This is a genomic window from Ruegeria halocynthiae (assembly GCF_900106805.1).
GTDB classification, from domain to species: domain Bacteria; phylum Pseudomonadota; class Alphaproteobacteria; order Rhodobacterales; family Rhodobacteraceae; genus Ruegeria; species Ruegeria halocynthiae.
Genome location: NZ_FNNP01000001.1, coordinates 1,140,779 through 1,158,508 on the forward strand (window position 1 = coordinate 1,140,779; position 17,730 = coordinate 1,158,508).

The 17,730-nt window shown below is 58.3% G+C and carries 21 protein-coding genes; 14 read left to right on the top strand and 7 right to left on the bottom strand.

Annotation, left to right across the window (positions count from 1 at the left end):
* The first annotated feature begins 58 nt into the window (after positions 1–58).
* The 4 genes from BLU89_RS05760 to BLU89_RS05775 are packed head-to-tail and all read left to right on the top strand — an operon-like array spanning position 59 to position 3,539.
* Entirely contained in the window at positions 59–760 is a 702-nt protein-coding gene (locus BLU89_RS05760) for a glutathione S-transferase family protein (RefSeq protein ID WP_074735180.1), read from the top strand.
* A 1-nt stretch (position 761) separates the two neighbouring features.
* Complete coding sequence (locus BLU89_RS05765) at positions 762–2,135, top strand: L-serine ammonia-lyase (RefSeq protein ID WP_074735182.1); 1,374 nt, start codon at positions 762–764, stop codon at positions 2,133–2,135.
* A 27-nt stretch (positions 2,136–2,162) separates the two neighbouring features.
* A complete protein-coding gene (locus BLU89_RS05770) occupies positions 2,163–2,579 on the top strand; it encodes a GFA family protein (protein WP_074735184.1) in 417 nt (138 codons plus the stop codon).
* A gap of 45 nt (positions 2,580–2,624) precedes the next feature.
* Positions 2,625–3,539 (top strand): DMT family transporter, encoded by a 915-nt coding sequence (locus BLU89_RS05775; RefSeq protein ID WP_074735186.1) that lies wholly within the window; start codon positions 2,625–2,627, stop codon positions 3,537–3,539.
* On the opposite strand, the gene BLU89_RS05780 is transcribed toward BLU89_RS05775, so the two are convergent.
* Entirely contained in the window at positions 3,484–4,179 is a 696-nt protein-coding gene (locus tag BLU89_RS05780) for a thiamine diphosphokinase (RefSeq protein WP_342721946.1), read from the bottom strand. The two genes, BLU89_RS05775 and BLU89_RS05780, sit on opposite strands and share 56 nt — an antisense overlap.
* Positions 4,180–4,311: 132 nt before the next feature.
* Here BLU89_RS05780 and BLU89_RS05785 point away from each other — a divergent pair, with 132 nt between their 5' ends.
* Positions 4,312–6,054 (top strand): hypothetical protein, encoded by a 1,743-nt coding sequence (locus BLU89_RS05785; RefSeq protein WP_074736423.1) that lies wholly within the window; start codon positions 4,312–4,314, stop codon positions 6,052–6,054.
* Between the two features lie 94 nt (positions 6,055–6,148).
* Here BLU89_RS05785 and BLU89_RS05790 read toward each other — a convergent pair whose 3' ends face one another.
* From BLU89_RS05790 to nthA, 6 genes are all read right to left on the bottom strand, one after another.
* A complete protein-coding gene (locus BLU89_RS05790; protein ID WP_074735189.1) occupies positions 6,149–6,856 on the bottom strand; it encodes a porin family protein in 708 nt (235 codons plus the stop codon).
* 79 nt (positions 6,857–6,935) lie between these two features.
* A complete protein-coding gene (locus BLU89_RS05795) occupies positions 6,936–7,178 on the bottom strand; it encodes a DUF2842 domain-containing protein (RefSeq protein WP_074735191.1) in 243 nt (80 codons plus the stop codon).
* A complete protein-coding gene (locus tag BLU89_RS05800; protein WP_074735193.1) occupies positions 7,178–8,473 on the bottom strand; it encodes an adenylosuccinate synthase in 1,296 nt (431 codons plus the stop codon). Before BLU89_RS05800 ends, BLU89_RS05795 begins: the two co-directional genes overlap by 1 nt.
* Before the next feature lie 215 nt (positions 8,474–8,688).
* Positions 8,689–9,024 carry a nitrile hydratase accessory protein gene (locus tag BLU89_RS05805; RefSeq protein ID WP_074735195.1) on the bottom strand — a complete coding sequence of 112 codons (336 nt, stop codon included), beginning with the start codon at positions 9,022–9,024 and terminating at the stop codon, positions 8,689–8,691.
* On the bottom strand, positions 9,021–9,698 hold the full coding sequence (gene nthB / locus BLU89_RS05810; RefSeq protein WP_074735197.1) for a nitrile hydratase subunit beta: 678 nt from the start codon (positions 9,696–9,698) through the stop codon (positions 9,021–9,023). Before nthB ends, BLU89_RS05805 begins: the two co-directional genes overlap by 4 nt.
* Positions 9,695–10,309, bottom strand: a complete 615-nt coding sequence (gene nthA, locus BLU89_RS05815) for a nitrile hydratase subunit alpha (protein ID WP_074735199.1) — start codon at positions 10,307–10,309, stop codon at positions 9,695–9,697. Before nthA ends, nthB begins: the two co-directional genes overlap by 4 nt.
* A 151-nt stretch (positions 10,310–10,460) precedes the next feature.
* On the opposite strand from nthA, the gene secG reads away from it, so the two are divergent.
* The 9 genes from secG (at position 10,461) to BLU89_RS05860 (ending at position 17,694) form a co-directional block, all read left to right on the top strand.
* A complete protein-coding gene (gene secG / locus BLU89_RS05820) occupies positions 10,461–10,829 on the top strand; it encodes a preprotein translocase subunit SecG (RefSeq protein WP_074735201.1) in 369 nt (122 codons plus the stop codon).
* A 160-nt stretch (positions 10,830–10,989) separates the two neighbouring features.
* A complete protein-coding gene (locus BLU89_RS05825; protein ID WP_074736424.1) occupies positions 10,990–12,633 on the top strand; it encodes a CTP synthase in 1,644 nt (547 codons plus the stop codon).
* 101 nt (positions 12,634–12,734) lie between these two features.
* Entirely contained in the window at positions 12,735–13,511 is a 777-nt protein-coding gene (locus BLU89_RS05830; protein WP_074735203.1) for an isocitrate lyase/PEP mutase family protein, read from the top strand.
* A gap of 71 nt (positions 13,512–13,582) precedes the next feature.
* Complete coding sequence (locus tag BLU89_RS05835; RefSeq protein WP_074735204.1) at positions 13,583–13,876, top strand: DUF1330 domain-containing protein; 294 nt, start codon at positions 13,583–13,585, stop codon at positions 13,874–13,876.
* A gap of 41 nt (positions 13,877–13,917) precedes the next feature.
* Entirely contained in the window at positions 13,918–14,367 is a 450-nt protein-coding gene (locus BLU89_RS05840) for a tellurite resistance TerB family protein (protein WP_074735205.1), read from the top strand.
* A 76-nt stretch (positions 14,368–14,443) separates the two neighbouring features.
* On the top strand, positions 14,444–14,881 hold the full coding sequence (locus tag BLU89_RS05845) for a tellurite resistance TerB family protein (RefSeq protein ID WP_074735207.1): 438 nt from the start codon (positions 14,444–14,446) through the stop codon (positions 14,879–14,881).
* 130 nt (positions 14,882–15,011) lie between these two features.
* Positions 15,012–15,902 carry a serine hydrolase domain-containing protein gene (locus BLU89_RS05850; RefSeq protein ID WP_074735209.1) on the top strand — a complete coding sequence of 297 codons (891 nt, stop codon included), beginning with the start codon at positions 15,012–15,014 and terminating at the stop codon, positions 15,900–15,902.
* A gap of 259 nt (positions 15,903–16,161) precedes the next feature.
* Positions 16,162–16,938, top strand: a complete 777-nt coding sequence (locus BLU89_RS05855) for an ABC transporter ATP-binding protein (protein ID WP_074735211.1) — start codon at positions 16,162–16,164, stop codon at positions 16,936–16,938.
* 33 nt (positions 16,939–16,971) lie between these two features.
* Complete coding sequence (locus BLU89_RS05860) at positions 16,972–17,694, top strand: transporter substrate-binding domain-containing protein (protein ID WP_074735213.1); 723 nt, start codon at positions 16,972–16,974, stop codon at positions 17,692–17,694.
* The last annotated feature ends 36 nt before the right edge of the window (positions 17,695–17,730 follow it).

Genomic DNA, 17,730 nt, shown 5'->3' on the forward strand with positions numbered 1-17,730 from the left:
GGAGGGAAACGTCGCAATCAAGTCTTCGCGCCTCCGCTACAGGACCTAAATAGAACTTATGGAAACGCCGTACCGCCTGCACTATGCCCCCGACAACGCCTCGTTGGTGATCCGACTGGCCTTGGATGAGATGGGTCTGCCTTACGAGACCGCGCTGGTTGATCGCACTCGCAACGCGCAGGATGGCGCAGCCTATCGGGCGTTGAATCCGAACGGGCTGATTCCGGTATTGGAAACACCACAGGGGCCGATTTTCGAGACGGCGGCAATTCTGCTGTGGCTGGCCGACACCCATGCGCAGATGGCACCCGCACCCGACAGCCCTGATCGGGCCGCATTCCTGAAATGGTTGTTCTTCGCTTCCAACACCCTGCATTCAGACCTGCGCATCTTGTTCTACGCCGAAAAGTACATTGCCCCCGCTCAGGCCGAGACGCTGCGCGCGGGCATCCGCCCCCGGCTGCGCCAACATCTGACGCGACTGGATGCTTTGGCCCAAGAGGCACCGGATTGGTTCAGCGCCGATCACCCCTCGGTACTGACATTCTACGTCGCCTGCATGATGCGCTGGATGGCGCTCTATCCCGCCAAGGCAGACCGCAGCTGGTATCAACTGGCCGACACGCCTTATCTGCAGAAAATCCTGATGCAGCTAGAACCACACCCCTCCACCCGCGCAGCCATCGCCGCCGAGGGGCTAGGGGTAACACCCTTCACCTCGCCGACCTACGCCAACCCTCCAGAAGGCTCAGCTACCTGATATGTTTCTCTCTGTCTTTGATATGTTCAAAGTGGGCATTGGCCCATCCTCGTCCCACACTATGGGCCCCATGGTCGCTGCCGCACGGTTCCTCGACCTGATGCGCGCCTCACCGTTCGAATTCGCAGGCCTGCGTGGTTCTCTGCACGGCTCGTTGGCCTTCACCGGTGTCGGTCATGCTACCGACCGCGCCACAATTCTGGGCCTCGCCGGATTTGTTCCCGACACCTACGACAATGACAAGGCCGAGGCCGCTTTGGCAACCATAGCCGAAACCCACACGGTGACTCCCGAGGGCTTGCCCACCCTGAGTTTCGATCCCAAGGCCGATCTGATCTTTGACTACGACAACAATCTGCCCGGCCACGCCAACGCCATGATCCTGATGGCCACTGACGCGCAGGGTGACGTTATCCTGCGGCAGGTCTATTATTCTATCGGCGGTGGCTTCGTCCTGACCGAAGAAGAACTGGCCGAAGGCAAAGCGACGGACGAAGGCGATCCCGTGCCCTTCCCGTTCAAATCCGCGGCCGAAATGCTGCAGATGGCCAAGACCAGCGACAAAAGCATTGCCCAGATGAAGCGCGAGAATGAAATCGCGCGCGGCTGCGCGGAAAGTTTCGCCAAAGGTTCTGCCCGCCTGTGGCAGGTGATGAATGACTGTATCGAACGCGGATTGAAAACCGATGGCATCCTGCCCGGAGGTCTGAGCGTACGCCGACGTGCCAAGGGCATCCACGATGCCCTACTGGCAGAGCGTGGTATGAACCTGAACGCGCCGCATACGATCAACGACTGGATGAGCGTCTACGCCATGGCGGTGAACGAAGAAAACGCCGCTGGCGGTCAGGTCGTCACAGCGCCGACCAATGGCGCGGCGGGCGTGTTGCCCTCGGTCCTGCGCTATTATCTCGATCACGTTCCTGGCGCGTCCGAAAGCCATGTTGAGGATTTCTTGCTGACCGCTGCCGCCATCGGCGGGCTGGTCAAGTTCAATGCCTCAATCTCGGGTGCCGAAGCGGGATGTCAGGCCGAGGTCGGCAGCGCCTCAGCCATGGCAGCGGCCGGAATGTGCGCCGTGATGGGCGGCACCCCCGAGCAGGTGGAAAACGCGGCCGAGATCGCGCTTGAGCATCATCTCGGCATGACTTGCGATCCGGTGGCAGGTCTTGTGCAGGTGCCCTGTATCGAACGCAACGGACTGGGCGCGATCAAGGCTGTCTCGGCGGCATCGCTGGCCCTGCGCGGCGACGGCAAACACTTCATGCCATTGGACTCGGCCATTGAAACAATGCGCCAGACCGGCGAGGATATGCACGCGAAGTATAAGGAAACATCTTTGGGCGGGCTGGCCGTCAACGTGCCGAACTGCTGATCTGACAGCAAGAAAGAGCGGGGTGACATGCGCGGACATTGCCTATGCGGCAAGATTGGATACGAGGTTGATCCATCCGTCCTGTCCTGTGTCACCTGCCATTGTGACAGCTGCCGGCGCCAATGCGCGGCGCCGATGACCACGTATTTTGGGGTGCGCGACGGCAATTGGCGCTGGACCGGCGAGGATCCAAAACGGTTCAATTCCTCTCCCGGTGTCGAGCGCAGCTTTTGCCCCCATTGCGGTACGCCGATGTCCTTCCGTTCTACGGCGATGTCGGATGTGATGCACCTTTATGTGGCAACGCTGGTAAACCCCGAAGCACTCAGCCCGACCTTGCATGTCGCACATGAGGAAAGGTTAGGCTGGCTGCAACTCAATGACGGCCTGCCGACCTGTATCGGCCCGGACTATACCAAAGTCCAACCCCTGCCCGACGCCTGAGATCAGAGCTTCCCCCTAATCCGCGAAACCGCTAGCGTCGCGCGCATGGTTCAGGATCGTCCAATTCTCGGCATCGTATTGATGCTCGGCTTTTGTATACTCGCGCCGCTGGGTGACGGAATGGCAAAGCTGTTGGGTGAAACCACGGCCTTGGGTCTGATGGTGCTGGTGCGGTTTGGTATGCAGGCGATGATCCTGATCCCGCTGATCGCGGTCACCGGCAAGCCGTGGCGGATGACGCCAAAGATTCTGCGACTGACGATGATCCGCACCCTTCTACATATCACAGGGCTCGCCGCGATGTTCACTGCGCTGCAATATCTGCCGCTGGCTGATACCGTCGCCATCGCCTTTGTGATGCCGTTCATCATGCTGCTTCTGGGCAAATATGTATTGAACGAACAGGTCGGCGCCCGCCGCCTGATTGCCTGTATCGTCGGTTTTGCCGGTACGCTGCTGGTCATTCAACCCAGCTTTGCGCAAGTCGGCGCACCCGCATTGCTGCCTCTGATCGTTGCGGTGGTCTTTTCACTGTTCATGCTGGTCACGCGGCAGATCGCCAAGGAAATCGACCCGGTTTCATTGCAGGCCGTATCCGGAGCCATGGCAACTGCCATCCTGTTGCCGCTGATCCTGCTGGGCGCCTGGTTTGGCCTGCCGGGGATGTCCCTGAGAACGCCCACAGGGGATGCACTTTGGCTGCTGCTGGGTATCGGTGTGCTGGGCACCGTCGCTCATCTGCTGATGACATGGTCGCTGCGCTATGCGCCGTCGGCCACTCTGGCCCCTATGCAGTACCTGGAGATTCCGATGGCAACCCTGTTCGGCTGGCTGATCTTTCACGACCTGCCTAACGGGCTGGCCGCGCTTGGAATCGGCATAACGATCGCCGCCGGGCTTTATGTCATTCTGCACGAGCGGGCCAATGCCCGGTCTGGTCCGTCAGAAACGCCTGCATGACCTGATCCAATGCTGTGCGCGGCAGGATCACCAGCAACCCCGGGCCATCCACCTCAAGCTCGCACAGGCCCTGCGCCCGATTTGATGTGCCAACCTGACCGTCCGGTTCAAGTACCAGATCATTGATTGGCCATTCTAATCCTGTGCTGCGCCCGGTCACCCGCCGCAGCGGAAACAGAGACACCGTGTCTCCGGGCGCCAAATCCAACCTGATCCGGGGCGGCGCGTGAAACACGATCTCGCACGCACCCAGCAACAGGCATGGTCGATCCTGCAGACGCACCAGTGTATTGAATGCCACCAATTGGTGATCGACCCGCGCCCCCAGAAAGCCCGCAGCCAGCACGACCCGAGCTTCGATGCTGCGAAGTGCCTTGTCGAAATCCGTGCTGTTCTGTTCTGATATCGGAAACAACCGATCAGCCGGAATTTGCGCCCGATACTCTGCCGTAAGCGAGTCAAAATCGCCGATCACCGCATCCGGCATCCGGCCCGAATCAATCAACGCTGCGGCGCCGCCATCCGCCGCAACGGCGGAATTGACGCGATTCAGCACCAGATTCACATCCCCTGACCTGATTTCTCCGCCTCCAAACAGCCCGATTGGCCCGTCAGCGCGAACAATTGCCCCAATTTTCACAAGATTGACCATATTTCCCGGTTTTGGACATAATGAGACCACAAAATGATAGCTTCATGTCTAGAGTTTCGAGTCGGTTGCCCGTGCCGCGTATGGCAATCGGCCTGGTAGTTTGTAAAGGACATGCGTCTGATGGTACAGAACAACAAGGTACTCACCGTTTCATACGGCACCTTCTCATGCACCCTCGAAGGTTTTGATGATTCGTTCGAAACGATGAAAGCCATTGCCGAGTATTTCCGCGACCTTGCAGCGGATGACCGCTATTTCGGATCGGAACCCCCTCAGCCGGACGCTGAAATGCTGACCCGTATCGCCCAGCGCGATGCCACACAAAGGGTCGAGGCCAGCCAAAACGAAGCGGGCCTTCTGCTCCGTGCCACCGAACCCACCGCGGCAGCAGCACCAACCCCAGCTACGATTGCGCCTGTGCCCACTCTGGAAGCTGTTCAGCCCGTTGCTGAGGTCGTTCCCCCTACTCCTGCTCCGGCCGCCCCCCAAGCCGAGCCCGCCCCCGCAGCCGACAGCATCGCAGCCAAGCTGCAGCGCATCCGAGCCGTTGTTTCGCATTCCGACACCGCGCCAGCCGCATATACGGATGAGGAAGACTCTGGCTTTCTTCAACCCGTGAAACCGCAGGTTGACGCGATTTCCGCCGCGTTCGAAGCGGGCGCGCTGGACCCGGCCGATCTGGAAGGCCCCACTGACGAAATCGCACCCGTTGCAGAGCCCGAAATCGCACCCGCTGCAGAGCCCGAGATCGAACAACCTGCCGAACCCGAGCAGATGGAAGACAGCGCTGAACTGCCGGTTCAGGAGGAAGAAGAACCCTCCGCAACCACGCCCGCTCTGGTCGAGCAGGACGAGAGCGACGTCACCGCAATGATCTCGGCCGTGAACTCCGAGGACAGTAGCGAACAGGACGAGGCGCCGGAACAGACCCCAGCCGAGATCACCGACAAAGACGTTCTGTTCTCGGATCTCGATGACACCGATGAAATGGAAGACGAAGGACCGTCGAACATTCTCAACGACGATGAAACAACCGACGATGACACGATCGACGAAGACATGATCGACGAAGACGATTCAGAGTCGGACCTGTCCAACCTTGCGCAAGGTGTCATCTCGGCTGAAGATGAGGCGCTGCTGCTGGATGAAATCACACTGGTCGAATCCGAACTGGCCGCAAACACGGCGGCCGAATTGCCTGATATGTCCGGTCTGGATCAGGACGTCTCGCGTCTGATGGACAAAGCCGGCGCGCAGTTGGATGACCCCGCTACTACCGATCAGCGCGAAACCTATTCGCATCTGCGCACAGCCGTCGCCGCGACCGAGGCGGAACGCAAAGATGGCGACGACACATCCCAGAGTGCCGAAGACGACTATCGCGGCGATCTGGCTTCGGTTGTCAATCCTCGGCGCCCCGAAGTTGAGGTCACCAGTGAGCGCCCCGTGACCGATGCCGCCGCGCCTTTGAAACTGGTGGCTGAGCAGCGGATCGATACCGATGCAGCGGATGCCGGGCCGGTCACACCACGCCGCGTTACATCTGTGGATGACGAGCCTGCCGACGAAGAAGGCGGCTTTGCCACCTTCGCGCAGGAACAGGGCGCACAATCGCTGCCTGATCTGCTTGAGGCCGCAGCGGCCTACCTGTCCTTCATCGAAGGTCAGGAACAGTTCTCGCGCCCACAGTTGATGAACAAGGTCCGCTCGCTCAAGCAAGAATCGTTCAACCGCGAAGAAAGCCTGCGTTCGTTCGGTCAGTTGCTGCGCGATGGCAAGATCGAAAAAGCCGGAGGTGGCCGCTTTGCTGCGTCAAACCAGATCGGGTTCCGCCCGAACGGTGACGAACGCGCCGCAGGCTGACGCGGGGCATACCAAGTTACCCCCCTCAAATCGCGACAGGGCCAGAGGTGATCTCCGGCCCTGTTCTATTTGGCACAGCCCGGCGGACTTAGTGTCAAAAACTGAACGCCAGCGCCACATAGGGACCGGTCAGGATCAGGTCGATCACCTCGCGCCCTTCTTCAAACTCGACATCCAGATGGCGATACCCGCCTGAAACATTGATGCGGTCGGTCCATTTCCAACTCGCTTGCACCAACGCTTCCCACTGGAATTTAGAACCATAGCCGAAACCACCGACATTGCCCAAGCCAGTGACACTCCAACGCTCATTCAGCGCGTGGCTATAGCGGGCTCCGATCAATGGATCAGTCCAGCTTTGATCCGTACTGACGGTCCGGTTACGCACTGTTGTTGAAACATCCAGATCCCAATGGCGCAGCCCGGCCATGACGTCCAGCCGCGACTGGTCATCCTCATACACGGCATAGCTGGCCCCAAGCGTGGACATGGTGCCCTCAAGTTTCCAACTGGCGGCATCGTCAAACCGCCCAATCGAAACATCGTCACCCAGATTGAGATAGTTGAACTCGCCTCCGATGGACCAGCGCCCGTTCCGCGCCTCGCCCGCGATCAGGAAAGCTCCCTTAAGAATATCGAAAATCGAGGTATTGCCATTGACCGGCGGATTCGGCCCCACATCCAAAGAGGTCCTGACCTCCGGCCCCCAGAAATAAGGCGCAACCGTATAGGTCCAGTCCCCTGCTTGCGCACCGCCTGCAACACATACTGTGGCGACCGCCGCCAATACCCTATTGTTCATGTCTCATCTGCATCTACCTGCCAAACGTCTGAGCTGTTTGCAGTTTGCCACGCAGATATCAACCGAACAACCGAGAGGTCTAACTTTGATCCTGATCCGGGTCTTCTTTGCCCACGCCGCGGAAGACAAACTTGAACGGCAAGGCCCAAAGGATGCCCAGCCCCACATACACCAGAAGTTCCAGCCAGATCGGTGGGCGATCCAGCCAATTCACGATCGTCACTACAGCAACGATGTAGACCGGCAACCCGATCAGCAGCAGCACCAGCGACCAGCGCCGCCGCGCCTTGTAACTGAGACCAGGTTTTCCATCACCGCTCATTAGTCGGCAAACGGATCGGTCACCAGAATGGTGTCCTCCCGCTCCGGGCTGGTCGATAACAGGGCGACGGGGCACTCGATCAATTCTTCGACCCGGCGCACATATTTGATCGCATTGGCTGGCAAATCGGCCCAACTGCGCGCGCCTTCAGTGGACTCGCTCCACCCCGGCATTTCCTCGTAAATGGGTTTGCAGCGCGCCTGTTGGTCAGCAGCGGTGGGCAAGTAGTCCAAACGTTCCCCATCCAGCTCATAACCGGTACAAATCTTCAACTTTTCAAAGCCATCCAAAACATCGAGCTTGGTCAGCGAGATACCGTTCACGCCGCTGGTTGCACAGGTTTGACGCACAAGGCAGGCATCAAACCACCCACAGCGACGCTTGCGGCCCGTGACAGTGCCAAACTCATGCCCACGGGTGCCAAGGCGCAGACCATCATCGTCATCCAATTCAGTTGGGAACGGCCCCTCACCCACACGTGTAGTATAGGCCTTTACGATGCCCAGTACAAAATCCACTGATCCGGGTCCGATGCCAACCCCGGTCGAGGCCTGGCCCGCGATCACATTCGATGATGTCACAAACGGATAGGTCCCGAAATCAATATCCAGCAACGCGCCTTGCGCGCCTTCAAACAGGATACGCTTACCGGCCTTACGTTTCTCATTCAGCACTTTCCAGACAGGTGCCGCAAATGGCAAGATCTGCTGCGCGATCTCCTTCAACTGGGAAATCAGCGCATCCCGATCAATCGCCTCGATACCCAGACCTTTGCGCAGCGGATCATGGTGTTGCAACGCCCGATCGACACGCGCCTCAAGCGTCGCTTCGTCAGCGAGGTCAGCAACACGAACGGACCGGCGGCCAACCTTATCCTCATAAGCGGGCCCAATGCCGCGACCAGTGGTTCCGATTTTGGTCCCTTTGCTCGCGGCTTCCTCGCGGGCGCGATCCAACTCACCATGTATGGGCAGAATCAGAGGTGTGTTTTCAGCGATCATCAGCGTTTCGGGCGTGATCTCAACGCCTTGCTTGCGGATCGAAGCAATTTCCCTGACCAGATGCCAGGGGTCCAGAACAACCCCATTGCCGATGACACTCAGCTTGCCACCGCGCACAACACCCGAAGGCAATGCGTTCAGCTTGTAAACCTCGCCATCGATCACCAGCGTATGCCCGGCGTTATGCCCGCCCTGAAAACGCGCGATCACGTCTGCCCGCTCGCTGAGCCAGTCGACGATCTTGCCTTTTCCTTCGTCACCCCACTGGGCTCCGACAACAACCACGTTGGCCATATCCGGTCCTTTTGCGCTGAGTTATCAAACCCGGCTCATATAGCGGGGTGCAGACGACAGGGAAACCGGTAATTCGACGCAGTGGGAAATCACACTTTCCGCGACACCGCTGGCAGAGGTGTTAAAAGACAGATCAAGGACGACCCCCCTGCTTCATCTGGCCACAAATACCTCGGGGGAGTCGCCCGGTACGGGCGGCGGGGGAAGCGCCCCCTCTACTTTTGCCTCAAATGCACTGGTTGTCCGTGCGGCGTTGTCAGATACGCCTCTTCCCACGCGTTACGCAGGGCCCGGATATCCTTACGAGACGTCTCCCCCTGCTCTGTCAGAAACGCTTCCAATGTTTCCAACCAAGCGAGAAAGTAATCATTCCCTCCGTCCAGCTCTTTTTTAAGGCCGTGCCGTTTCAGGGTCGTTGAAAACCGTTCCGCCCAGTCGGACCAATCGAACCGGCCTGCTTCGTTCAGCGCAACGGTGACCGCAAACACCTGCGCGTGCCAGGGTTCTGCAAAAACCGGTACGGGGACGGTATGTGTGACGCAATCGCTCATGCGGGCTCCAGATAGGATTGCCACAAGTCCAGTACGACCTCATCCGCCGGATGTTCCGGTTCAGCCCAAAGTTCTGAGGCTTGAAAGACCACGGCGTAGAGCGGCTCGGGCGCCTCGCCCAGCCCATGGGCGTTGGAATCCGGCAGAACATGGCTGCCATGTAACCTGAGGATACGCCCCGTGGCGCCAGTGGCATAGATCGGCAATCGGGTGTGGCCGCCATCAACCAGTCGATTCGCCGTTGGTCGCAACGTGCGCACCGTTTGGCCTGGCTTAAACTGAGCTGCAGTGTTTGAAAGACGATCTGCAGGTCCGCCTTTGGCCAACGCGCTGGCAACCGCATCAGCCTTCAAGACGCGCGCAGCCAAGGGGTGCGTATGTTCCACCGCCACTCCGCGCAGATCATCCAATGACAGAACACCCTTTTCGACCAGAAGATCAGCCAATCCGGAAATCCATTTTTCATAGTAAGAGAACTGCGCGTAGTCCTTTGGAGATAGCCGTTCTCGCGCATGGCGCGAGACATCAATGTTCCACTGCCCCAAAAAGCCCGCAGCCAGAGTGACCGCCAGCGCCCGCCCGTGCCAGTCCTCGGCAAAGACCGCTGCATCTTCGGGTTCCGGGTTTATCGGGCCATCGCCAAAGCGTCCTCCCATATCATGTACCCGCGTCATGACGGCTCCTTCGGCAAGCCAGTGCCGATCATGCTGTCGCGCGTGACCAGCGCGGCCAGTTCATCCTCGCTCAGGCCGTCGGCCCCCTCGGGGCGCATGGGCAGGACGAGATAACGAATTTCAGCCGTCGAATCCCAGACGCGAACGGCTGTGTTTTTAGGCAAGGTCACACCAAATTCGGCCAGAACTTTGCGCGGCTCACGCACAGCCCGCGCGCGGTAGGCATCGGATTTGTACCAGCCCGGTGGGATACCCAGAAGCGGCCATGGGTAGCAGCTGCACAAGGTACAAACGACCATGTTGTGCTGTTCGGGCGTGTTTTCCACGACCACCATATGTTCGCCCTGTCGACCGTAATATCCCAGATCAGCCACGACCGAGGTGGCATCCTCCAGCAATGCCGCTTTGAAAGCGGGATCGCTCCAGGCCCTGGCAACGACATGTGCGCCGTTCTGCGGGCCTATCTTGTTCTGATACGTGTCGATTATTTCATCCAACGCCGCCGGATCGATCAGCCCTTTTCGGGTCAGAATCGTCTCAAGCGCTTTGACGCGCAGCGCTGGTTCGGGTGGCAGCAAGGCGTGCGGGTGGTCGTGATCATCATGTGGCATGGCGCGTAGCCTGCGCGACGCAACCGCACCCTGTCCAGTCTCTTTGGTGTGATATCAAACATCAGTGCCCGTGATGCCAACTCGTGACTTGCCCCCGCTGGCAAACTTGCATAAGTACCACGCGATACACGCCACGCTGTACAGGACCACCATGGAAAACGTCGTTCTCATTATCCACCTTCTTCTGGCCTTGGGCCTGATTGCCGTTGTTCTGATGCAGCGGTCCGAAGGCGGCGGCCTTGGTATGGGTGGAGGCGGTGGCGGGGCCATGACAGGCCGCGCGGCAGCGACGGCTTTGGGCAAGCTGACATGGATCTTGGCTGGGTGCTTTATCGTCACTTCGATCACACTGACGATTTTGGCGGCACAGAAGTCTTCGGGCAGCTCGGTACTTGATCGGGTCGGCACACAGGCACCTGCCGCGACCGAGGAAAGCACTCCGGCGGTTCCATCGGCCGACGAATTGTTGCCGCCCGCGCAGGGTGACAACGCTCCGTTGATCCCTCAGGCTGCCGACTAAGCCACAAAACCTAGAAATCCGGAGGAGAACTGCAACAGCATCTTGCGGTTCTCTTGCGCTATGGGCGCGAATCCTTTATGTGTGAAGTCCCGTGATGCAGCGGTTTTTCGTAAGCCGCCGGGCAGCTAAAAATGACGTCTCACGGGAGCAGCCGAAAAACATGGCGCGATTTATTTTCATAACTGGTGGTGTGGTTTCATCCTTGGGCAAAGGACTGGCTTCAGCGGCCTTGGGATCGCTGTTGCAGGCTCGCGGGTACTCGGTGCGCTTGCGCAAGCTCGACCCCTACCTGAACGTCGATCCCGGCACCATGTCACCCTTTGAACATGGCGAAGTGTTCGTCACCGATGATGGGGCCGAGACCGATCTGGACCTTGGTCACTATGAACGGTTCACCGGTGTTGCCGCGCGCAAGACCGACTCGGTTAGCTCGGGCCGGATCTATTCCAACGTGCTCGAGAAAGAACGCCGTGGCGATTACCTCGGCAAGACCATTCAGGTGATCCCGCACGTCACCAATGAGATCAAGGATTTCATCGCCATTGGCGAGGATGAGGTTGATTTCATGCTGTGTGAAATCGGCGGCACCGTCGGCGATATCGAAGGCCTGCCCTTCTTTGAAGCGATCCGCCAGTTCAGTCAGGACAAGCCGCGCGGTCAATGCCTGTTCATGCACCTGACACTGCTGCCCTACATCAAGGCCTCGGGCGAGTTGAAAACCAAACCGACCCAGCACTCCGTGAAAGAGCTGCGCTCGATCGGTCTGGCCCCCGACATTCTGGTATGCCGCTCTGAAGGTCCGATTCCAACCAAGGAACGTGAGAAACTGGCGCTATTCTGCAACGTCCGCCCCGACAGCGTGATTGCAGCGCAGGACCTCAGCACTATCTATGACGCTCCGCTGGCTTATCACCGCGAAGGTCTGGATCAGGCGGTTCTGGACGCGTTCCAGATCAGCCCTGCCCCGAAACCTGATCTCACCAAATGGGAAGATGTCAGCGACCGCATCCACAACGCCGAAGGCGAAGTGAAGGTCGCGATCGTCGGCAAATACACCCAATTGGAAGACGCCTATAAATCAATCGCCGAGGCGCTAACCCATGGCGGCATGGCCAACCGGGTCCGCGTCAAGGTCGAATGGGTCGATGCCGAAGTGTTCGATACCGAAGACGCCGCCCCACATCTGGAAGGGTTCCACGCAATTCTCGTACCGGGTGGGTTCGGAGAACGCGGAACTGAGGGCAAGATCAAAGCCGCGCAATACGCCCGCGAACACAAAGTGCCTTATCTGGGCATCTGTCTTGGAATGCAGATGGCAGTAATCGAAGCGGCCCGGAATGTGGCAGGCATCACCGAGGCGGGTTCAGAGGAATTTGACCACGAGGCTGGTAAAAAGCGTTTCGAACCCGTGGTTTACCACCTGAAAGAATGGGTGCAAGGCAACCACAAGGTTGAACGCAAAGTGGGCGACGACAAAGGTGGCACCATGCGTCTGGGCGCCTATAACGCAGTTCTGGCTGAAGGTTCCAAAGTCGCGGACGTCTATGGCGGCACACAAATCGAAGAACGCCACCGTCACCGTTATGAGGTCGACATCAAGTACCGTGACAAGTTGGAAAAGGCTGGTCTGAACTTCTCGGGCATGTCGCCGGATGGCCGCCTGCCGGAAATCGTCGAATGGTCGGATCACCCGTGGTTCATCGGCGTTCAATACCACCCGGAACTGAAATCCAAACCCTTCGAACCACATCCCCTGTTCCGCGATTTTGTGCGCGCCGCGAAGGACACCTCGCGTCTGGTCTGATCACGGGCCGATAACAGTATTGTACCAGTCGGCGCGAAACCTCTTTACGCGCCGACCTTTTGCGCAGTTAACTGCCGCCATAGCAGCGACAGGAGACCGGCATGACCAATCAGATTACCCAAGCGGAACAATTCGCGGCCCTGCACAAGAAGGGCGATCCGGTCATCCTCTATAATATCTGGGACGCGGGCAGCGCTGCCGCGGTGCGCGATGCGGGGGCCAAGGCACTGGCCACAGGCAGCGCACCAGTCGCGATGGCACAGGGTTTTTCCGACGGCCAGCACATCCCCTTTGAAATCGCGCTGGACAACGCCCGCCGCATTACCGAGGCAGTAGATATCCCGGTCTCGATGGATCTTGAGGGCGCCTATGCCGAAGATACGTTCGGCATTTCAGCCAACGTCAAACGCGCTCTCGAAACCGGCGTCATCGGGTTTAACTTCGAAGACCAGATTGTTGGAGCAAAAGACCTTTATGACATCGAAACCCAGGCCGCACGTATAGCCGCCATGCGCGAATCCTGCGATGTCGCGGGTATCCCCGCTTTCATCAACGCCCGTACCGATATCTTTCTCAAGGCCGCCCCGGAAACTCATGATCAGGCGATGTTCGACGATGCCATGGCCCGCGCCAAAGCCTATGCCGACGCCGGAGCCAGCGGTTTTTTTGCGCCCGGCCTGAAGGATGAAGCCATGATTGGCCGCCTGTGCGAGGCAACCGACCTGCCTGTCAACATCATCGCCTTGCCCGGTACCCCCGATACACCCACGCTTGCCAATCTCGGCGTGGCCCGGATCAGCTATGGCCCGGTGCCCTATCGGCAAATGGTCGCTTGGCTTCAGGACAAGGCACGCGAGGCGCTGCAATCCGGCGGATGATACACTTTTAGGGGATTGCATTCTGGCCTTTTCCTCCGCACCTTGCACAAGACGCCGGAGGAGGACGCATCGTGGCCAAAGGATATTGGGTAGCCCATGTCGATGTAGACGACATTGAGACCTATCAATCATATGTTGCTGCCAATGCAGCCCCTTTTGCCGAACACGGTGCCAAATTCCTCGTACGCGGCGGTGACCGGACCGAAGTAGAGGGCGAGGCCCGCACCCGCACCGTAGTGATTGAGTTTCCAAGCTATGAACAGGCCATGGCCTGTTACGAAAGCGAGGGATATCAGGCGGCCAAGGCGCTGCGTGATCCGGTATCAACCGCCGATCTTGTGATTATTCAGGGCTATGACGGATAGCGCCGCTTGGCGCGCCTCGAAATACGGAATATTCTGCCGATATGTTGAGAAAACTCTTTCAGGCCTTTCGGCCGCCGCAACACGACAAACTGCCTGACCCGGATGCCGAACTGGCCTTGGGGGCGCTGCTGGTGCGCGTGGCGCAGGCGGACCGTGACTATAAACTGGAAGAGATCAGCCTGATCGACCGCATCCTCGCGCGGCTTTACCAGCACAACGCCATTGAGGCCGCCAAGGTACGCGCCACCTGCGAGAAACTGCACAATGCTGCCCCCGAAACCGATACGTTCGGCAAGCTGATCCGCGAAACCACCAATTTGAACGAACGTCTGGCCGCGCTGGATGCTCTGTGGGAGGTGGTGCTGGCGGACGGAAACTCGGACGAAGGCGAGGTCAAGATCGTCGAAGAAGCCCGCATCGCGATGGGTCTCAGCTTCAACGACAGCAAGGCCGCGCGCGAACGGATACAAAGCCGCTTGGAAGCGACCTGAGCTGCGCTTGAACAGACGCGCAATTTGACCCGAAAACCGGTTCCCACTTTTCGGATCGCGCTATATATATCCAACTATGTTCAGTGATTTCCTGTCCCGGCTTACGCAGCCGCAGCCCGACCCGCTTGTCGAAGATGACGCCCGTCTGGCCCTCACCGCCCTGTTGGTGCGCATCGCACGGTCCGACAACGACTATGCCGACACCGAAATGGCCCGGATCGATCGGATATCAGCCGAACGTTATGGCTTATCCCCGTTCGAAGCCGCCGCCCTGCGCGCCCGCGCCGAAGACCTTGAGGCCGAGGCCCCCGATACCGTCCGCTTTACCCGCGCGATCAAAGAGGCCGTCGCCTATGACCACCGTCTGGCTGTTGTTCAGGCAATGTGGTCAGTTGCGCTTGCCGACGGACACCGAAGCGGCGAAGAGGACTCGCTGCTGCGCCTTGTGGTCAGCCTATTGGGAGTCAGTGATGTGGATTCGGCACTGGCGAGGCAGAGGGCGGCCAAGATCTGAGCTGATTGCACGACATCAGAGCGGAAAACCTAGAACGAACCTGCTCGAGTTCTTTACGTGAGCCGTACCAGCCTAATGTCTGCTTTGAGCCCAAATTGACACCGGCACAGCAATACCAGACATTTGCAAAATGACCGCTCAAACAGTTCACTCTTATTGGATAACAACCTCTGGCCGAGAAGGATTCTCTGGCTCGATTGACGCCTGCTTTCCCTATTGGAGCTTCACCAAAACCGTAATTTCAATCTGTGCTTTGAAATTGGCTGAAAGCGGGAATCTCGACTTGGACGCCACGCTGAAAGGAGAACGTTACACCCTTCGCCAACTTTTAAAGCACACCTCTGGTCTCCCAGATTACGGGCAGTTTTCTGAATATCACTCAGCCGTTGCGGCCAAGGAAACACCTTGGACACGCAACAAACTACTTGATGTGGCGCTTGCAAAAGGAATGTTGTTTGAGCCAGTACAAGGTTGGTCTTATTCCAACATAGGCTACATGTTTGTAGTCGAGCTAATCGAAGCGACGCTGGAGAAGCCGCTTCGTGAGGTTATTGCCGATATGGTGTGCAAGCCGTTGGGCCTGAACAGTATTGAGCTTGCAGAAACATGCGGGCAATTTCGGAGGGTACATTGGGAGGCCGCGACTGACTACGACCCAAAGTGGGTCTACCATGGGTGTTTGATCGGAAACGCGCCAGATGCCGCGCGGCTGCTGCACGCACTTATGACTGGTCATCTGTTGCAGCCAGCGACCATGCGCCAAATGTTAGATGAAAAAATCCTTGGCGGCGCTATTCCCAACCGCCCATGGACAGAATGTGGATATGCTCTTGGCCTGATGTATGGTGCTTTGAAAAGTGTGGGTAGAGCGGTTGGGCATTCCGGTGGTGGACCGTTTTGCGTAAACGCAGTCTATCATTTTCCAGACGTTAGTGATCCAATCACTGTGGCCTCATTTACAGATGGGACCGCTGAGGGTGTTGCCGAGTTTGCAGCGGAGAGGCTAGCCGAAGTTCAATGACTGCTTTGTCCCGCATAACCGACATTAAGTTTCGCTCACCTGATGATCGAGTCGAGTTTGTGAAGGCCGCCATTACAAACCTCGTCCGTATACCCACCTGGTCACATCAAGGGCGCAACTCGCGCGGTCAACTGACGGTTTTGATAGCATCACTGACCATTTAGGCTAATTCGCCACGCAAACTTGTCATTTGCGCATTGCATTAGCTCAATTTTTCGGCCCTAGTACCGCACCAACACCAATTACACCTGGACTGCCCGTGACAGACACCGCTCCCGTCATCGAGATCAAGAACCTTCACAAAAGCTTTGGCCAACTCGAGGTGCTCAAGGGTGTGGACATTACCGCGCATCGTGGCGACGTCGTGTCACTGATCGGGTCTTCAGGTTCTGGAAAATCCACGCTGCTGCGTTGCTGCAACCTGCTGGAGGATAGCCAGGAAGGCGAAATCCTGTTCAAGGGCGAACCCGTAAGCTGGGTCGGCAATCACAATCACCGTCGTCCGGCCGATCCCAAACAGGTGCTGCGTATCCGCACCAACCTGTCGATGGTGTTCCAGCAATTCAACCTTTGGGCGCATTTGACCATCCTGCAGAATGTGATGGAGGCTCCGGTCACCGTTCTGGGCCGCGACCGGGCTGAGGTCGAGGATAGCGCACGCAAATATCTGGAAAAGGTGGGTATCGGCGACAAATGCGATGCTTATCCGGCGCAACTTTCGGGCGGCCAGCAACAGCGTGCCGCCATTGCGCGTGGCCTGTGTATGGAACCGCAGGCGCTGCTGTTCGACGAACCAACCTCGGCGCTTGATCCCGAGCTGGAACAGGAAGTGATCAGGGTGATCAAGGATCTGGCGGCCGAGGGCCGCACCATGATCATCGTGACCCATGACATGAAAATGGCTGCGGATATCTCCAGCCATGTCGTATTCCTGCATCAGGGCCTGATCGAAGAAGAAGGCACTCCGGAAGACATCTTTACTACCCCTGAATCCGAACGGCTTCAGGGCTTTCTCTCCGCCACTCAGGCGGCATAATCCACGGACAGAACCAACAAAGGGGAGTAACTCATGAAAAACCTGATTCTGACCACCGCAGCACTGGCGCTGACCGCCGGTATCGCCATGGCCGAGACCGTGCGCATGGGCACCGAGGGCGCCTATCCTCCGTACAACTTCATCAATGATGCCGGTGAGATCGACGGCTTCGAACGTGAGCTGGGCGATGAGCTGTGCAAACGCGCCAGCCTGGACTGCGAATGGGTCAAGAACGACTGGGATTCGATCATTCCGAACCTGGTTTCGAGCAACTACGACACCATCATGGCGGGCATGTCCATCACCGATGAACGTGACGAAGTGATTGATTTCACGCAAAACTACCTGCCTCCGACCGCATCGGTCTTTGTTGCGACATCGGCAGATGTCGACACTGCCAGCGGTGTGATCGCGACCCAGACCTCGACCACGCAAGCCTCTTACGTTGCCGATAGCGGCGCGACGCTGGTGGAATTCGCAACCCCCGAGGAAACCATCGCCGCAGTGCGCAACGGTGAGGCGGACGCTGTCTTTGCAGACAAAGATTACCTGCTCCCGATCGTCGGGGAATCGGGTGGTGAGCTTGTCATCGTGGGCGAAGATATCCCGCTGGGTGACGGCGTTGGACTGGGTCTGCGCGAGTCGGATGGCGAGCTGCAGGGCAAGTTCAACGACGCAATCACGTCGATGAAGGACGATGGCTCGCTGAACGAGATGATCGTCAAGTGGTTCGGCGAAGACGCCCCCAGATACTGATCAGACACTGACCCCCGGGCCCGCCATTCTGATGGC